This is a genomic window from Nocardia thraciensis (genome assembly GCF_054782435.1).
Map to the genome: position 1 here is coordinate 83,349 of NZ_BAAGSM010000010.1, position 15,182 is coordinate 98,530.

Annotated in this window: 21 protein-coding genes; 14 read left to right on the forward strand and 7 right to left on the reverse strand. The window is 67.0% G+C overall.

Going from position 1 to position 15,182, the window contains the following annotated elements:
- Positions 1 to 65 precede the first annotated feature (65 nt).
- Together ACYVLQ_RS03640 and ACYVLQ_RS03645 are read right to left on the reverse strand one after the other, a co-directional pair.
- Positions 66 to 488: a type II toxin-antitoxin system VapC family toxin gene (locus ACYVLQ_RS03640; protein WP_460695924.1), complete on the reverse strand. Its 423-nt coding sequence runs from the start codon at positions 486 to 488 to the stop codon at positions 66 to 68.
- Entirely contained in the window at positions 481 to 735 is a 255-nt protein-coding gene (locus tag ACYVLQ_RS03645; protein ID WP_460695925.1) for a type II toxin-antitoxin system Phd/YefM family antitoxin, read from the reverse strand. The genes ACYVLQ_RS03640 and ACYVLQ_RS03645 overlap by 8 nt, the downstream gene beginning before the upstream one ends.
- Before the next feature lie 144 nt (positions 736 to 879).
- Between ACYVLQ_RS03645 and ACYVLQ_RS03650 the strand changes: the two genes are divergently transcribed.
- From ACYVLQ_RS03650 to ACYVLQ_RS03660, 3 genes are all read left to right on the forward strand, one after another.
- Entirely contained in the window at positions 880 to 1,455 is a 576-nt protein-coding gene (locus ACYVLQ_RS03650) for a TIGR03086 family metal-binding protein (RefSeq protein ID WP_460695926.1), read from the forward strand.
- A gap of 124 nt (positions 1,456 to 1,579) precedes the next feature.
- The gene (locus ACYVLQ_RS03655; protein ID WP_460696178.1) at positions 1,580 to 2,116 is read left to right on the forward strand and encodes a sugar O-acetyltransferase; all 537 of its coding nucleotides are present in this window, start codon (positions 1,580 to 1,582) and stop codon (positions 2,114 to 2,116) included.
- Between the two features lie 84 nt (positions 2,117 to 2,200).
- Entirely contained in the window at positions 2,201 to 2,392 is a 192-nt protein-coding gene (locus ACYVLQ_RS03660; protein ID WP_460695927.1) for a hypothetical protein, read from the forward strand.
- A 93-nt stretch (positions 2,393 to 2,485) separates the two neighbouring features.
- Here ACYVLQ_RS03660 and ACYVLQ_RS03665 read toward each other — a convergent pair whose 3' ends face one another.
- A complete protein-coding gene (locus ACYVLQ_RS03665) occupies positions 2,486 to 2,947 on the reverse strand; it encodes a PIN domain-containing protein (RefSeq protein WP_460695928.1) in 462 nt (153 codons plus the stop codon).
- Entirely contained in the window at positions 2,947 to 3,210 is a 264-nt protein-coding gene (locus tag ACYVLQ_RS03670; RefSeq protein ID WP_460695929.1) for a ribbon-helix-helix domain-containing protein, read from the reverse strand. The genes ACYVLQ_RS03665 and ACYVLQ_RS03670 overlap by 1 nt, the downstream gene beginning before the upstream one ends.
- 296 nt (positions 3,211 to 3,506) lie before the next feature.
- On the opposite strand from ACYVLQ_RS03670, the gene rpsH reads away from it, so the two are divergent.
- The 9 genes from rpsH to map all read left to right on the forward strand — a co-directional run bounded on the left by rpsH (position 3,507) and on the right by map (position 8,954).
- A complete protein-coding gene (gene rpsH, locus ACYVLQ_RS03675) occupies positions 3,507 to 3,905 on the forward strand; it encodes a 30S ribosomal protein S8 (RefSeq protein WP_460695930.1) in 399 nt (132 codons plus the stop codon).
- Between the two features lie 15 nt (positions 3,906 to 3,920).
- Entirely contained in the window at positions 3,921 to 4,460 is a 540-nt protein-coding gene (gene rplF, locus ACYVLQ_RS03680) for a 50S ribosomal protein L6 (RefSeq protein WP_460695931.1), read from the forward strand.
- Positions 4,461 to 4,463: 3 nt separating this feature from the next.
- Positions 4,464 to 4,871, forward strand: coding sequence for a 50S ribosomal protein L18 (rplR, locus tag ACYVLQ_RS03685; RefSeq protein ID WP_460695932.1), 408 nt, complete (start codon positions 4,464 to 4,466; stop codon positions 4,869 to 4,871).
- A 37-nt stretch (positions 4,872 to 4,908) separates the two neighbouring features.
- Positions 4,909 to 5,547 carry a 30S ribosomal protein S5 gene (rpsE, locus tag ACYVLQ_RS03690; protein WP_460695933.1) on the forward strand — a complete coding sequence of 213 codons (639 nt, stop codon included), beginning with the start codon at positions 4,909 to 4,911 and terminating at the stop codon, positions 5,545 to 5,547.
- A 1-nt stretch (position 5,548) separates the two neighbouring features.
- A complete protein-coding gene (gene rpmD, locus ACYVLQ_RS03695; RefSeq protein WP_068020629.1) occupies positions 5,549 to 5,734 on the forward strand; it encodes a 50S ribosomal protein L30 in 186 nt (61 codons plus the stop codon).
- Positions 5,731 to 6,174 carry a 50S ribosomal protein L15 gene (gene rplO / locus ACYVLQ_RS03700; protein ID WP_460695934.1) on the forward strand — a complete coding sequence of 148 codons (444 nt, stop codon included), beginning with the start codon at positions 5,731 to 5,733 and terminating at the stop codon, positions 6,172 to 6,174. Before rpmD ends, rplO begins: the two co-directional genes overlap by 4 nt.
- Before the next feature lie 109 nt (positions 6,175 to 6,283).
- Positions 6,284 to 7,606 (forward strand): preprotein translocase subunit SecY, encoded by a 1,323-nt coding sequence (gene secY / locus ACYVLQ_RS03705; RefSeq protein WP_460695935.1) that lies wholly within the window; start codon positions 6,284 to 6,286, stop codon positions 7,604 to 7,606.
- Positions 7,603 to 8,148, forward strand: coding sequence for an adenylate kinase (locus ACYVLQ_RS03710; RefSeq protein ID WP_460695936.1), 546 nt, complete (start codon positions 7,603 to 7,605; stop codon positions 8,146 to 8,148). Before secY ends, ACYVLQ_RS03710 begins: the two co-directional genes overlap by 4 nt.
- Before the next feature lie 5 nt (positions 8,149 to 8,153).
- Positions 8,154 to 8,954: a type I methionyl aminopeptidase gene (gene map / locus ACYVLQ_RS03715; RefSeq protein WP_460695937.1), complete on the forward strand. Its 801-nt coding sequence runs from the start codon at positions 8,154 to 8,156 to the stop codon at positions 8,952 to 8,954.
- Between the two features lie 219 nt (positions 8,955 to 9,173).
- Here map and ACYVLQ_RS03720 read toward each other — a convergent pair whose 3' ends face one another.
- The 3 genes from ACYVLQ_RS03720 to ACYVLQ_RS03730 form a co-directional block, all read right to left on the reverse strand.
- A complete protein-coding gene (locus tag ACYVLQ_RS03720) occupies positions 9,174 to 9,392 on the reverse strand; it encodes a hypothetical protein (RefSeq protein ID WP_460695938.1) in 219 nt (72 codons plus the stop codon).
- Positions 9,393 to 9,566: 174 nt separating this feature from the next.
- Positions 9,567 to 10,010, reverse strand: coding sequence for a D-aminoacyl-tRNA deacylase (gene dtd / locus ACYVLQ_RS03725; RefSeq protein WP_460695939.1), 444 nt, complete (start codon positions 10,008 to 10,010; stop codon positions 9,567 to 9,569).
- A gap of 52 nt (positions 10,011 to 10,062) precedes the next feature.
- On the reverse strand, positions 10,063 to 10,863 hold the full coding sequence (locus ACYVLQ_RS03730) for a MerR family transcriptional regulator (protein ID WP_460695940.1): 801 nt from the start codon (positions 10,861 to 10,863) through the stop codon (positions 10,063 to 10,065).
- 266 nt (positions 10,864 to 11,129) lie between these two features.
- Between ACYVLQ_RS03730 and ACYVLQ_RS03735 the strand changes: the two genes are divergently transcribed.
- The gene (locus ACYVLQ_RS03735; protein ID WP_460695941.1) at positions 11,130 to 12,695 is read left to right on the forward strand and encodes an amino acid permease; all 1,566 of its coding nucleotides are present in this window, start codon (positions 11,130 to 11,132) and stop codon (positions 12,693 to 12,695) included.
- A gap of 124 nt (positions 12,696 to 12,819) precedes the next feature.
- Positions 12,820 to 15,168, forward strand: coding sequence for a serine/threonine-protein kinase (locus tag ACYVLQ_RS03740; RefSeq protein ID WP_460695942.1), 2,349 nt, complete (start codon positions 12,820 to 12,822; stop codon positions 15,166 to 15,168).
- The last annotated feature ends 14 nt before the right edge of the window (positions 15,169 to 15,182 follow it).

Sequence of the window (15,182 nt, forward strand, 5' to 3'; positions counted from 1 at the left end):
GAAAGCCGGTGCGGTGGTCCGTCACAGACGGACCACCGCATTCGCATATCCCGGGAATCTCAATTTCATACCGAGACCACGGTCAACAACGGGTCCAACCCCTTGAAGTCATCCGCGTTGCGCGTGAACAGTGGCAGGTCGTTGACCGATGCGATAGCGGCGATCATCAGATCCATTTTGCGCGGCTTCGGATTTCGTCCCGAAGCGACCACCAGTTTGGCCATGGAGGTGAACCGCCGTGCTGCTGTCGACGAGAACGGGAGGGCGTCGAAGCCGTGCTCGACTTCGAGAAGTCGCTCGGTGCGCAGCGCGAGTGCTTCCGGTGTCCCGGCGAGAGCGATTCCCAGGCCCAACTCGGCAAGCGTGACAGTACTTATCCTCGCTCGAACTGGAAGGTCGGTGTCGGCGATGGCATCGATATCGATGAGGACACAGGTATCCAGTAGCCCCACCGGGAACCGTTGCTCCTCTGGTGTCGACTCAGTCATCCAGGCGGTCCTCGCCGAACGTGGCCTCGATTTCGGCTCGTTCGGCTGCGCCGCTCGCGGTTCCGGCGAATCGGGCGAGCCGTGCCTTGAGTTCCGTGATCGTCATGTCCTGCCGCGGAGCGAGTGGGCGTAGTTCGCCGACCGGTCGTCCATTGCGGGTTATGACGAAGTCCTCGCCGGCTTCGAGTGCATCCATCACGCCGGCGCTGCCGTTGCGCAGCTCCGCCTGTGTGATCGTTTTCGTCATGTCCTGATTATAGCGGCGGATGCTATGCGCTGCTATGAATTGGTCGCCGTCAATTGCCGGATGGGTTCTCAGTTGGTGGTGTCGAGATGGGTGGGTGCTGATCGTCCTTGCTGTGACAATGACCCTCGAGAGCGAGGAACAGCTATGGATGAGACTTTGCGGGCCTATCGGCGGGCGGTGGACGAACTGGAAGGGGTGTTGGCGAAAGTCGGGGCGGACCAGTGGGATTCGCCGTCGGCCTGTGCCGAGTGGACGGTTCGCGATATCGCCGGGCACGTCGCCTGGGCGCAGCGGCAGATGCGGGCCTGGGCGACGGGGGAGGAGTTCACCGACCGCAGCGGGGCGCCAGGGTCCGCGCATCCCGCCGTGCTGGCGGGTGAGGATCCGGTCGAGACCTTCCGGGCGGCGCGCGCCGCGTGCGATGCCGCGCTGACCGATGCGGCGCTGGCCCGGATCACCCAGATCACGGGCATCGGTGAGATCCCCCTCGCGGCCATCCTGCCGTTGCTGCTGACCGATTCGATCACCCACGCCTGGGATATGGGTCATCCGCTCGGAATCGACATCCAGGTCCCACCCGACCTGGTCGCGCGGGCCTCCACGTGGGCGCACGCCAATATCGTTCGCGCGCCCGGATTCTTCGGCCCCGAGGTCAACCCGCCGTCCGGCGCGGACGATCAAACCCGGCTCCTGGCCTTCCTCGGCCGCGCGGTGGGGTAGCCGCCAAGGGGCATTTCTCGTGTGATGCGATTGCCGAGAACCACCGAGTGGCAGACAGGCGGGGGCTGCCGCCGGGTAGACCCGTCGAGGCAAGATCGTTGCCGTGGTGACGCACAAGGAGCGCATGCTGCGCGGAGAACCCTATCGGGACAATGACCCGGAACTGGTCGCGGAGCGTCGCGCCTGTCAGGAAATGCTGGACCGGTTCAACGAGACCCGGTCGGGTGCGGACGCCGAGCGCCGCGAGATTCTCGAGCGGCTGCTCGGCGCCATCGGCGAGGATTCGTGGGTCATGCCGCGGTTCCAATGCGACTACGGCCATCTGGTCAGGTTGGGCCGCAACAGTTTTCTGAACTACGACGCGATCGTGCTGGACTGCGCCCCGGTCACCATCGGTGACGATGTGTCGATCGGCCCGCGCGCCCAGCTGCTGACGGCCCTGCACCCGATGGAAGACCACGAACTGCGCCGCCGCCGCTGGGAGACAGCGGCTCCGATCACCATCGGCGACAACGTCTGGTTGGGCGGCGGTGTCATCGTCTGCCCCGGAGTCACGATCGGCGCGAACACGGTCGTCGGTGCGGGCAGCGTCGTCACGAGAGACCTACCGGTACAGGTCTTCGCCGCCGGGAACCCCTGCCGCATAATCCGAAACCTCTGACCGCGACCGCGCCTACCGGTCGGCAGAGTTCCAATTCCCGCACCCTCTGGTCGTTCCCGCACTGGTTGCAGGTCCATGTAAGGAGTGCGCGAACGAACCACCGAGGGCGCCTTCCTGCGCGGCAACCACCCGACGGTCGTCGCGGACGCCTGCGCGACCCGGCCCCTGCCCACTGTGACCGGCGACGTATCCGCCGAGCAGCTGCACCGCAGCGCCCTCGCCACCATCGGCGACCTCTACGGCGTCGTGGTCCCCTCGGCTTCCGTACTGCGTTGAGTGCGGTGACGTCGCACGGCAGCACAGCCGCACACGCCGATTCCGCGTCGCTCGGATGCGGGAAGCCCGGGCAGCGGCTGTGTCGTGCGACGATCACCCGGGTAAATCGTCAGGCAGTACGCGGAATGCTTTGTGCGAGGTCAGGGGAGTGAGAGCGCGGAAATCTCGCCTGTCGAGGGTGAGGATTTCGTTGGTCTCGTAGTCTGCGGCGAGCGCCACCGACACCGCGTCGGCGAGGTCGAGACGCAGGTCGGGATAGAGCCGGCGCAGGGCGTTCGCCTGGTCGAGGACATCGGTGTTCACGACGGCCACTTCGAAGTGCTCGGTCCGCGTCTGGATCGTGAGATCCTCGATCATCTCGACCGAGATGCGCCGACCCAGCTCCCGCCGTGCGACATGGTCGACCTCGGCCAGCACCAGCGGCGACAGGACGACCAGCCCAGCCTCTTCGAGAACCCGGAAGGCACCGTCGCTGTCCGGTGACGAGGTGTCGAAGGCGGCGATGAGGCCGGAGGTGTCGGCTATGACGATCCCGAGGCCCTCGGGGTCGAGCATCAGCGGTCGGCCGAGTCGCCGCCGATATCCTCGCTGCCGAAGCCATCGGCGAGGATGTCGTCCACCCGCTCGGCGAGCGTGGGATCACCACTCGCGAAACGGCGCAGGCGCAGTGGTTCCGACCGGCGGCGAACTCGCATCGCTGCCAGATGGATCGCGTTGCGGATGATCTCGGCCTCGCTGACGTTGCTGTGCGCGGCCGCCTCCTTGATGGCAGCCAGGTCCTCGGCGTCGGCGTAGACCATGGTGCGCTTGAGAGGCATATGAGTATTGTGTCATATATGCGCCCCTGACCGCTGACGGCTCCGGCGTTCGTCCTGTTGAGCGCAACCTCACGTCCCCCCGGTTTTGGTCGCGACGAGGGCCTTGCTTACACTGGAGCAGTTGCCTGGGCACCGCTGTGCCCATGTTCGCGTGTGCACCACCCAGGCGATACGTACTCAACCGGCTGACAGATCGTCGGCCGGACCAGCCGAATTGCTGTAGGCCCACGATCGGCGTGCCGAAAGGGACGCGGGTGCTGTATGGGAACCGCGGCGAGAAAGGTGAGCGGTCAAGCATGACCATGACTGATCCGATCGCAGACTTCCTGACCCGTCTGCGCAACGCCAACTCGGCGTACCACGATCAGGTGAAGGCTCCGCATTCGAAGCTCAAGGCGAATATCGCCGAGATCCTGAAGCGTGAGGGCTACATCGCCGACTTCCGCACCGAAGACGCGACCGTCGGCAAGACCCTGGTCGTCGACCTGAAGTACGGCCAGAGCCGGGAGCGCAGCCTGCAGGGCGTGCGCCGCGTCTCGAAGCCGGGTCTGCGGGTGTACGCGAAATCCACCAACCTGCCCAAGGTGCTGGGCGGCCTGGGCGTGGCCATCATCTCCACGTCGCAGGGCCTGCTCACGGACCGTCAGGCCAAGCAACACGGCGTGGGCGGCGAAGTCCTCGCCTACGTCTGGTAAGGGAGGTTAGGAACAATGTCGCGTATCGGTAAGAGGCCGATTGCCGTTCCTTCCGGCGTCGAGGTGAACATCGACGGCCAGAGCGTGTCGGTCAAGGGCCCCAAGGGCACCCTGTCGCACGTGATCGCCGAGCCGATCACGATCACCAAGGCCGAGAACGGTGAACTCGAGGTGGTTCGTCCCGACGACGAGCGCCGCAACCGTTCCCTGCACGGTCTGACCCGCACCCTGATCAACAACATGATCATCGGTGTCTCGCAGGGCTACGAGAAGAAGATGGAAATCTTCGGCGTGGGTTACCGCGTGCAGCAGAAGGGCAGCGACCTCGAGTTCGCGCTCGGCTACAGCCACCCGGTTCCGGTGAAGGCCCCCGAGGGCATCACCCTCAAGGTCGAGGCCCCCACCAAGTTCTCGGTGTCCGGCATCGACAAGCAGCGGGTCGGCCAGGTCGCCGCGGTGATCCACCGCCTGCGCAAGCCCGACCCGTACAAGGGCAAGGGCATTCGCTACGAGGGCGAGGTCGTGCGGCGCAAGGAAGGGAAGACGGGTAAGTAAGCCATGGCACAAACTGATACTCAGAAGGCCGCGCGCAAGCCGCTCGGCAAGGACGTGTCGACCCGTCGCCGAGTCGCGAAGACGCGCCGGCACTTCCGGCTGCGCAAGAAGGTCGCCGGTACCGCCGAGGCGCCGCGCCTGGTCGTGTTCCGCTCCGCGCGGCACCTGCACGCCCAACTGGTGGACGACTCGGTCGGCAAGACTGTCGCCGCCGCCTCGTCGATCGAGCCCGACGTGCGGGCCGTCGAGGGCGACAAGACCGCCAAGGGCCGCAAGGTCGGCGAGCTGATCGCCGCCCGCGCCAAGGCCGTCGGTGTGGAGGTCGTGGTCTTCGACCGCGGCGGCCACGACTACCACGGCCGCATCGCCGCCCTGGCGGATGCCGCACGGGAAGGCGGGTTGAAGTTCTAATGACCAGCACCAAGCGCATGAACGGAAGGAACGTCTGATGCCGGGACGTCAGCGGCGTGACGGCGGAAACGGACCCGCCGGACAGAATTCGAACGAGGGCGGCCGCCAGGAGCGTGGCGGCGGGCGTAACCGCCGCGACGATCGTCGCAACGATGCCGCCGAGAAGAACCAGCTCGAGCGCGTTGTCGCGATCAACCGCGTGTCCAAGGTTGTCAAGGGTGGTCGGCGCTTCAGCTTCACCGCCCTGGTGATCGTGGGCGACGGCAACGGCTTGGTCGGCGTCGGTTACGGCAAGGCCAAGGAAGTGCCGGCGGCCATCCAGAAGGGTGTCGAGGAGGCGCGCAAGAACTTCTTCCGCGTCCCGATGATCGGCTCCACCATCACCCACCCGGTTCAGGGTGAGGCGGCGGCCGGTGTTGTCATGCTGCGTCCGGCCTCGCCGGGTACCGGTGTGATCGCCGGTGGCGCCGCGCGTGCCGTGCTGGAATGCGCGGGCATCCACGACATCCTGGCCAAGTCGCTCGGCAGCGACAACGCGATCAACGTCGTGCACGCGACCGTGGCGGCCCTGAAGATGCTGCAGCGTCCCGAAGAGGTGGCGGCCCGCCGTGGCCTGCCGCTCGAGGATGTGGCACCTGCGGGCATGCTGCGTGCGCGCGCGGGAGTGGGAGCCTGATATGACCCAGCTGAAGGTGACCCAGATCAAGTCCACGATCGGCGCCAAGAAGAATCAGCGCGATTCGCTGCGCACCCTCGGACTGAAGGGCATCCGCAAGTCCGTCGTTCGCGAGGACACCGCCGAGAACCGCGGGCTGATCAACGTCGTGCGCCACCTCGTAAATGTTGAGGAGGTCAAGGCATGACCATCAAGCTCCACCACCTGCGTCCGGCCCCGGGCGCCAAGACCGAGAAGACCCGCGTGGGTCGCGGTGAGGCATCCAAGGGCAAGACCGCGGGCCGCGGTACCAAGGGTACGAAGGCTCGCAAGAACGTGCCCGCCCGCTTCGAGGGTGGCCAGATGCCGCTGCACATGCGGCTGCCGAAGCTGAAGGGCTTCAACAACCCGTTCCGGACCGAGTACCAGGTCGTGAACGTCGGTGACATCGCCGTGAAGTTCCCCGAGGGCGGTGCGATCGACAAGGACCAGTTGGTCGCGGCCGGTCTGGTGCGCAAGAACGAACTGGTGAAGGTGCTCGGCGAGGGCGAAATCGGTGTGGCCGTTCAGGTTTCCGCCGACAAGTTCTCCGGCTCCGCCAAGGAGAAGATCACCGCCGCCGGTGGAACCGCCACCGAGCTGGGCTGACAGTTACCTTATGTAGTAGGGGGCGCCGGACGGGTGAGAGCCCGTCCGGCGTCGCTGTTAAAGTCAAGTTGTTGTCTGCCCTGCCCCATGTCGTTAGCCAGGAGGATCTGTGCTTTCCGCCTTCGTATCGGCTTTCCGGACCCCGGACTTACGGCGGAAGATTCTCTTCACGCTGGGCCTCGTCGCGCTGTACCGCGTCGGTGCCGCGCTGCCGTCGCCCGGTGTCGACTACAAGGCGATCCGGACGTGTATCGAGCAGGTGTCCGGCGGCGAGAACGCCGGGATCTACCAGCTGATCAACCTGTTCTCCGGCGGTGCGCTGCTGCAGCTGTCGGTGTTCGCGATCGGCATCATGCCGTACATCACCGCGAGCATCATCATCCAGCTGCTGACGGTGGTCATTCCGCGCTTCGAGGAACTGCGCAAGGAAGGCCAAGCCGGCCAGACCAAGATGACGCAGTACACCCGGTACCTGTCGATCGCGTTGGCGATCCTGCAGGCCACCGGCCTCGTGGCGCTCGCGGCCCGCGGTCAGCTGCTGCGCGGCTGTCAGGAGGACATCCTCGCCGACACCAGCATCTTCGGCATGATCATCATCGTGCTGGTGATGACCGCCGGTGCGGCGCTGGTGATGTGGTTCGGCGAGCAGATCACCGAGCGCGGCGTCGGCAACGGCATGTCGCTGCTGATCTTCGCGGGTATCGCGGCCCGGATTCCCGGTGAGGGCAAGGCGATCCTGGACAGCAAGGGTGCGCTGATCTTCTCCCTGGTGTGCGTCGGCGCCTTCCTGGTGATCGTCGCGGTGATCTTCGTCGAGCAGGGTCAGCGCCGAATACCGGTGCAGTACGCCAAGCGCGTGGTCGGCCGCAAGATGTACGGCGGTTCCTCCACGTATCTGCCGTTGAAGGTCAATCAGGCGGGTGTCATCCCGGTGATCTTCGCGTCGTCGCTGCTGTACCTGCCGAACCTGGTCGCCCAGTTGACGCAGTCGACGAATTCGACCGACCCCAGCTGGTGGCAGGAGATCATCCAGAAGTACCTGGTGGATCCGACGAATGTGGCGTACATCGTCATCTACTTCGCGCTGATCGTGTTCTTCACCTACTTCTACGTGGCGATCACGTTCAATCCGGAGGAACGCGCGGACGAGATGAAGAAGTTCGGCGGCTTCATTCCGGGGTACCGCCCCGGTAAGCCGACCGCCGATTATCTGAACTACGTCCTGAGCCGCATCACCCTCCCCGGCTCCCTCTATCTCGGTGCCGTGGCGGTACTGCCCAACCTGTTCCTTAATATGGGCAATTCGAGCGGTTTGCAGAACCTGCCGTTCGGTGGCACGGCCGTGCTGATCGTCGTGAGTGTTGGCCTCGATACGGTCAAACAGATCGAGAGCCAGCTGATGAACAGAAATTACGAAGGGTTCCTCAAGTGAGACTCGTACTGCTCGGACCGCCGGGTGCCGGCAAGGGCACGCAGGCCGAACTGCTGTCGGACAAGCTGGGTGTCCCGCATATCTCCACGGGGAATCTGTTCCGTGCGAACATCGACCAGCAGACGCCGCTGGGCCGCGAGGCGAAGAAGTACCTGGACGCGGGCAATCTCGTGCCCAGCGACGTGACCAACCGCATGGTCGAGGCCCGCATCGCCGAGCCGGATGCCGCGAACGGATTCGTGCTCGACGGGTACCCGCGCACCGTCGACCAGGCCGAGGCGCTGGAGAAGATGCTGAAGGAGGCGGGGTTCGAGCTGGACGCCGTGCTCAGCTTCGAGGTGTCCGAGGATGTCGTGGTCGGCCGCATGATGGGCCGTGGCCGCGCCGACGACACCGAAGAGGTGATCCGCAACCGGATGCGCGTGTACCGCGAGGAGACCGAGCCGCTGCTCGAGCACTACGACGGGCTGGTCGTCTCGGTGGACGGCGTCGGCGAGGTCGACGAGGTCAACGACCGTCTGCTCCGGGCCCTGGGCCGCTGACGCGAATGGTCTTCGGCCGCAAGCACAAGAAGGTGGTGCCGTTCCGCACCGCCGGTGAGCTGGATGCGATGGCGGCCGCCGGGGCCGTCGTGGGCAAGGCGCTGGTCGCGGTGCGGTCGGCGGCCAAGCCGGGTGTATCCACGCTGGAATTGGACGAGGTAGCCGAGCAGATCATCCGCGAGGCCGGGGCCGTGCCGTCGTTCAAGGGCTACCACGGCTTCCCGGGATCCATCTGCTCCTCGGTGAACGACCGTGTGGTGCACGGGATTCCGACCAAGGACGAGGTGCTGGCCGAGGGCGATCTGGTCTCGATCGACTGCGGCGCCATTCTCGACGGCTGGCACGGCGATTCGGCGTGGACGTTCGGCATCGGCGAGCTCATCGAGGCCGACCGGCTGCTGAGCGAGGCGACCAAGCTGTCGATGGAGGCCGGTATCGCGGCCATGCTGCCCGAGAACCGGCTCACCGACGTCTCCCACGCCATCGAGCTGGGCACCCGGGCAGCCGAGCGGGAACACGACCGCGCCTATGGCATCGTGGACGGCTACGGGGGCCACGGTATCGGGCGGCAGATGCATATGGACCCGTTCCTCGCCAACGAGGGCGAGCCGGGCCGGGGGCCGAAACTCGTTGTGGGATCGGTACTTGCGATCGAGCCGATGCTCACCTTGGGGACTACTCAGACCCGGGTTCTCGGCGACGATTGGACCGTCGTGACCGAGGACGGCAGCCGGGCCGCGCATTGGGAGCACACCGTGGCGGTCACCGAGGACGGGCCGCGGATTCTGACGTTGCGTCCGGAGTAGTTCTGGCGCATCGGTTTCGTCAACGCCGGTGTTCGGTCCCGTGCCGCCGCAGTTGCGGACGCCGCCTGTAGCACCGCAGCCGTGAGATCAGCCGGGATCGGCAGGGGCTGGCGTTGCGCATCGGTAGCTGGGTGGTGGATCCGGACGACCCCGGATCACCGTCGACTGGTTCCACGCGGGTGAGTCGGCGCAATTCCGGGTGCTGGCCGACGGCGCTCGTCAGTCGTGCACGTCGGCCCGCCGCCGGTGCTCGGTCATCGTCGTCAGGGGCACCACGCCGGTCCAGCCGCACGGCCGGTCGCAGGAGGCGAAGACGGTTCTGGTATCTCGCAGGGTCGTCGAAGCCCTTGCGGGGTAACCACATTCGGGGCATTTGCCGAAATAGTCGAGAATCTCCCGCAGCTCCGATGCCGCGGTGTATGGAAGGCGTTTGCGCATACCGGTTTATCTCCCGGCCCGATCGGGCCTGCTGCTCAGACGTGAGTCGTGCTCGACACTAACCGGATCGATGCCGCGCCACGGCCGTTCCGTGTCCGACTGGACGTTTCACAATCAACGCGCGCGCGGATTCCATTCCGGCCACAGTCCGCCGGGTAGCGGCGCTGTCGGGAGTCACGCCTCCAGCAGTACCGTCACCGGACCGTCGTTGACCAGCTCGATGTGCATGTGGGCCCCGAATCGGCCGGTGGCGACGGTGGCGCCCAACCGGCGCAGGGTGGCGGCGAACGCGTCGACCAGCGGTTCCGCGATCGGGCCGGGGGCGGCCGCCGACCAGGACGGGCGGCGGCCCTTGGTGGTGTCGGCGTACAGCGTGAACTGGCTGACCACCAGGATCGGCGCGTTCAGATCGGCGGCGGAGCGTTCGCCGTCGAGGACGCGTAGCCGGAACAGCTTGTCCGCCAGCGCTTTCGCGGTGGCCGCGGTGTCGTCGTGGGTGACGCCGACCAGCGCGAGCAGGCCGTGCGGCGCGCCCGCGGCGGCGGGATCGATGCGCCCGACGACCTCGTGGCCGACGGTGACCCGCGCCGAACTCACCCTCTGCACAAGTACTCGCATGCCCGCGATCATCGCAGACGCTCGGGCGGGCGGATTTGCTACCTATGTGCCACTACTCGGCGGGACGTGTCCTGGTGATGGGCCGCGTGGGCTCGGTCTGCTCGTCCGGTATCTCGTCGAGTCCCCTGGTCGCATGCTCGAGGTACCGCCCCACGAACCGATCGACCAGCTCGGCGGACACCCGGCCGGGCAGGCTCCGCGTGGTGGCCAGCTGTTCGGAGAATTCGGCCAGGTCGTGGGGGGTGTGCTCGGACTGTTGATACCGCTGGACCGCGGTGCTCTCGAACAGGTCGACGAAGCGCCGGGCGATGTGGTCGCAGTCGGCGCGCAGCCGCTCGAGCTCGTCGAGTACCCGCACCTGCGGCGCTCCGGACAGCATCAGCTGCTCGGCGAACCGGACGAGTTGCGGATCGCTCTCGCGATAGGTGGTGGCGTCGAACGGCTCGTACAGACCGGCCGCTACCACCCGGGCCAGGCCGTTGGGTACCTCGCCGTAGCGGGCCGCGAGATCCGTTGCCGCAATGGTCTTTTCGGATTCGGGTCGGCCCTGCGGCGTGGTGCCGCGCGGCGGGACGCCCTCCGCCTCGAGGCTGACGCCGAGGACGTCGCCCAGATCGTCGCCGCGGTCCCAGGCGTCGAGCAGCTCCCGGATGCCGCTCAGCTTTATTCCGCGATCCATGAGCCGACTGATGATGCGCACGCGGTTCAGGTGCTGCGGGCTGTAGATCCCGGTCCTGCCCTTCAAGCGCGGCGGCGGCAACAGGCCGCGCTCCTGGTAGGCCCGCAGGCTGCGCACGGTCATGCCGGATTCGCGCGCCAGCTCGTCGATCGTGAACTCCGCACCCGATGTCATGTTTCAAGGAAACCACACCGGCACCCCGGTCGGCCTCGTGTGAGCGAAGCGGCGGCCCTGGTCGGACGGGTGACGCGGGGGCAAACGACGCCCGCGCGTGTCCGCGGCGCTTCGGCTTCGATCGCTATTGCCGGGCAATCGCTTTCGACCGTCCCGGCCGGGTTTCCGCGGCGTTACAAATTTCGTTCCGGCGTTGTATGTGCCATCGATTGGAGGTATGTTCCATGGACTGATGGTATGATCGGCATCACAGGAGAGGTCTCACTATGACCACCGTTCAACACCCGCCGGAGACGGAGGCGGCCGCGCGTGGCTTGGACGCCGAAGACGCGGGATATCACAAGGCGCTGCGGCCTCGCCAGCTGCAGATGATCGCGATCGGCGGAGCGATCGGCACCGGCCTGTTCCTGGGCGCGGGCGGTCGGCTCCACGAGGCGGGAGCCAGCCTTTTCATCGCGTACGCCGTCTGCGGCATCTTCGTCTTCTTCATCCTGCGGGCGCTCGGCGAGCTGGTGCTGCACCGCCCGTCGTCGGGCTCGTTCGTCTCGTACGCCCGCGAGTTCTATGGGGAGAAGCTGGCGTTCGGCGTGGGCTGGATGTACTTCTTCCACTGGTGTATGACGGGCATCGTCGATATCACCGCGATCGCCACCTACGTCCATTTCTGGGGCGCGTTCAAGGTGATCCCGCAGTGGACGATCGCGCTGGTGGCACTGGCGATCGTCGTCGCCATCAACATGGTGTCGGTGAAGTGGTTCGGCGAGATGGAGTTCTGGGCGGCACTGATCAAGGTGGTCGCGCTGGTGAGCTTCCTGATCGTCGGAACGATCTTCCTGGCCGGGCGTTTCACCATCGAGGGCGCGCAGACCGGTATCAGCGTGATCAGCGACCACGGCGGACTGCTGCCGAACGGCACGCTACCGCTGGTGTTGTCCGTCACCGGTGTGGTGTTCGCCTACGCCGCGGTGGAGCTCATCGGCACGGCCGCCGGTGAGGCCGAGAACCCCGAGAAGATCATGCCGCGCGCGATCAACTCGGTCATCGCCCGCATCGCCCTGTTCTACGTCGGTTCGCTCGTGCTGCTGGCGCTGCTGCTGCCCTTCACCGCGTTCAAGTCCGGCGAGAGCCCGTTCGTGACCTTCTTCTCCAAGCTCGGCGTCGACGGCGCCGGCACGGTGATGAACCTGGTGGTGCTGACCGCCGCCTTCTCCAGCCTGAACGCCGGGCTGTACTCGACCGGCCGGATCCTGCGCTCGATGTCGATGAACGGCAGTGCTCCCTCCCTGGCGTCCCGGATGTCCAAGCAGGGCGTTCCCTACGTGGGCATTCTCGCCACCGGCACCATCGCGCTGGCTGGTGTCGGGCTGAACGCGATCGTCCCGGAGAAGGCGTTCGAGATCGTGCTGAACATGTCGGCACTCGGCACCATCACGGCGTGGGCGGCCATTCTGCTCTGCCAGATGAAGCTGGTGAAGTGGTCGAAGGAAGGACGCATGCAGCGGCCCTCCTTCAAGCTGATGGGCGCGCCCTACACGAATATCGCCGCGCTGATCTTCATGGCGATCGTGGTGCTGCTCATGCTGTTCGGCGAGGACGACACCCAGCGCGGCGCCGTCATCGCGATGGCGGTGATCATGATCCCGCTGCTGGTCGGCGGCTGGTTCCTGGCGCGCCGCAAGGTCCTGCACGTGGCGGCGCTGCGCGAGGGCTACACCGGGCAGTTCCCCGTGGTGGCCGAGCGGCCGCTCGAGCACCGCGAGGACAAGGTGGCAGAAGAGCCTTCCGAAGCGAGCCCACACCCCGAACCCCGCGATGAGGCAGAATCGCGGTAATGCCCGTCGGTCCCGACTCTGTGACGCCGCATGGGACCGGCCCCGGCCGCTCCGCGGGACGGATGATCTCCGTCCCGCGGGGCGGTTCAGGTTTCGGGGCGGCGCGATAGGTTGAGAGGGTCACATGCCGGACGATGCCACCGCATCCGATCGCCTGTGCTCGCAACCGTGGGCGTCGCGGCAACTGCGCGACGCCGACCGGAGTTACCGGTGGGCTGCCCGCCCCGGCGGCTCCGCGACCGGTCCGTGGTCGCCGGAGTTCACCGGCTCGGAGCGGTCGCATTCGGAAGACGGGGTTTCGGAGATCGAGAATTCGGAGCACGAGGACCCGGGCTCGAACCGTGAGGGGGGTCGGTCCCGTCCCAGCGTGCGGCGATTGGGTGCCGGGCTGGTCGCACTTCCCGCGTTCACCTCTACCGATCCGGCCACCGCGATGCTGTCCGACCCCGAGGTGCCCGAGGACAAGCGGTTCTGCTGGAAGTGCTCGCAGCCGGTCGGCCGCTCGGGGGCGGACGGCCCGGCTCGGTCGGCCGGTACCTGCGCGTCCTGCGGCGCGCCGTTCAACTTCCGTCCGCTGCTGAACCCCGGCGATCTGGTCGCCGACCAGTACGAGGTGCAGGGGTGTCTCGCCTACGGCGGGCTGGGCTGGATCTACCTGGCCCGCGATCGCAATGTCGCCCGGCGCTGGGTGGTGCTGAAGGGCCTGCAGAACCCGCTGGACTTCGAGGCGAACGTGGTCGCGCTCGCCGAACGCCAGTTCCTCTCGGAGATGGCGCATCCGGCGATCGTGAAGATCTTCAACTTCGTCACGCACCGGGCCGCAGACGGCGCGTCGTGCGGTTACATCGTGATGGAGTACATCGGCGGCCGCTCCCTGAAGACGGTGCTCGACATGCACGCGCCGCGGCGCATGCCGGTGGCCGAGGCCATCGCCTACGTGATGGAAATCCTTCCGGCACTGGACTATCTGCATTCGTTCGGACTGGCGTACAACGATCTGAAGCCGGACAACATCATGGTGAGCGAGGATGAGGTCAAGCTCATCGACCTGGGCGCGGTGGCGGCCCGGCAGTCGGGCGGCAGCCTGTACGGCACACAGGGATACCAGGCGCCCGAGTACACCAGCACCGGTCCGACCATCGCGTCCGACATCTACACGGTGGGCCGGACGCTGGCCGCGCTCACCCTGGATCTGCCCACCGATCGGCGCGGCCGCAAGCTCCCGGGGCTGCCGTCGGCCGATCGCGAGCCGGTGCTGCGGCGGTACCCGTCGTTCGAGCGGCTGCTGCGCCGGGCCACGCATCCCGATCCCGCACAGCGGTTTCCGTCGACGTTCGCGATGTATCGGCAGCTCGGCGGCGTGCTGCGGGCGGTGCTCGCCGCGGACACCGATCGCGGACACCCCCAGGTGTCGTCCGTATTCGGCGCTCCCCGTGGCGATTTCGGGGTCACCGCACTGCTGCGCCAGACCGACGGCATCATCGACGGCCGGTATCGCCCGCCCTCGCTCGATGCTGCCAGTGTGCTTGCCGCACTGCCCGTTCCGTTGATCGACAGCGAGGACCCCAGCTACGAACTGGTGTCGCCGCTGCTGCACGGCGACCCGAACCAGGCGCTGGACACCTTGCGGCTGCACCGGGACAACATGAGCGCGGGCGACATTGCCATGCCGGAGACCTTCGAACTGGAGGCCGCCCTGACCGAGATCCGGGCGCAGCTCGATCTGCGCCGGGTGTACGACGCCCGCGCCGACCTGGACCGGTTGCGGGCCGAGTATCACGGCGATTGGCGCCTGGACTGGTACAGCGGAATCGCCGAACTCGGCGACGGCAGGATCGAACGGGCCTACAAGCTGTTCGATCTCGTACACGGCGCGGTGCCGGGGGAGGTCGCGCCACAGCTCGCGCTGGCCGCTACCGCCGAACTGCTGGTGCAGCTCGGCGCCGAGTCCGGGGGCGGCGAACGCTGGGCCCGGGTCGCCGCGGCGCACTACCGCGCCGCGTGGCAGGTCGACCGCGGTCTGGCGAGCGCGGCCTTCGGCCTGGCACGCAGGCAGGTCGCCGACGGCGACGTCGCGGCCGCGGTCGGCACGTTGGAGCAGATGCCCGAGGTGTCGCGGCACTACAACGCCGCCCGGCTCACCGCCTGCCTGCTGCTGGTCTCGCGGCCGCCGCAGGAGCTGACGCAGGCCGATCTGCACGAGGCGCAGGCCCGGTTGGAGGCGCTGCCCGACGACCCGCGCCTGCTGCAGATGCAGGCCGTCGTGCTGGGCGCGGCGCTGTCGTGGGTGCGCGCGGGCGGGCGGCCGGATCCGGAGCAGTCCACGATTCTGGGATTCCCCTGTACCGCAACGGGTTTGCGCGAGGGGCTGGAGACGGTGCTGCGGACCGTCGCGCGCACCTCGCCGCGCAGGTTGCAGCGCTACGCGCTCGTCGATCTGGCCAACCGCGTACGCCCGCGGTCCTGGTGGTGAACGAATCCCGTTCA

Coding starts and splice junctions, on each gene's coding strand:
- ACYVLQ_RS03730 (WP_460695940.1), bottom strand. CDS start 10,863: ATGACATCGGGTGCGGAGTTCACGATCGACGAGCTGGCGCGCGAATCC.
- rpsH (WP_460695930.1), top strand. CDS start 3,507: ATGACCATGACTGATCCGATCGCAGACTTCCTGACCCGTCTGCGCAAC.
- rplF (WP_460695931.1), top strand. CDS start 3,921: ATGTCGCGTATCGGTAAGAGGCCGATTGCCGTTCCTTCCGGCGTCGAG.
- rpsE (WP_460695933.1), top strand. CDS start 4,909: ATGCCGGGACGTCAGCGGCGTGACGGCGGAAACGGACCCGCCGGACAG.
- ACYVLQ_RS03740 (WP_460695942.1), top strand. CDS start 12,820: ATGCCGGACGATGCCACCGCATCCGATCGCCTGTGCTCGCAACCGTGG.
- ACYVLQ_RS03720 (WP_460695938.1), bottom strand. CDS start 9,392: ATGCGCAAACGCCTTCCATACACCGCGGCATCGGAGCTGCGGGAGATT.
- ACYVLQ_RS03665 (WP_460695928.1), bottom strand. CDS start 2,947: ATGCTCGACCCCGAGGGCCTCGGGATCGTCATAGCCGACACCTCCGGC.
- ACYVLQ_RS03735 (WP_460695941.1), top strand. CDS start 11,130: ATGACCACCGTTCAACACCCGCCGGAGACGGAGGCGGCCGCGCGTGGC.
- rpmD (WP_068020629.1), top strand. CDS start 5,549: ATGACCCAGCTGAAGGTGACCCAGATCAAGTCCACGATCGGCGCCAAG.
- rplO (WP_460695934.1), top strand. CDS start 5,731: ATGACCATCAAGCTCCACCACCTGCGTCCGGCCCCGGGCGCCAAGACC.
- ACYVLQ_RS03655 (WP_460696178.1), top strand. CDS start 1,580: ATGCTGCGCGGAGAACCCTATCGGGACAATGACCCGGAACTGGTCGCG.
- ACYVLQ_RS03640 (WP_460695924.1), bottom strand. CDS start 488: ATGACTGAGTCGACACCAGAGGAGCAACGGTTCCCGGTGGGGCTACTG.
- ACYVLQ_RS03645 (WP_460695925.1), bottom strand. CDS start 735: ATGACGAAAACGATCACACAGGCGGAGCTGCGCAACGGCAGCGCCGGC.
- ACYVLQ_RS03670 (WP_460695929.1), bottom strand. CDS start 3,210: ATGCCTCTCAAGCGCACCATGGTCTACGCCGACGCCGAGGACCTGGCT.
- dtd (WP_460695939.1), bottom strand. CDS start 10,010: ATGCGAGTACTTGTGCAGAGGGTGAGTTCGGCGCGGGTCACCGTCGGC.
- rplR (WP_460695932.1), top strand. CDS start 4,464: ATGGCACAAACTGATACTCAGAAGGCCGCGCGCAAGCCGCTCGGCAAG.
- map (WP_460695937.1), top strand. CDS start 8,154: ATGGTCTTCGGCCGCAAGCACAAGAAGGTGGTGCCGTTCCGCACCGCC.
- ACYVLQ_RS03650 (WP_460695926.1), top strand. CDS start 880: ATGGATGAGACTTTGCGGGCCTATCGGCGGGCGGTGGACGAACTGGAA.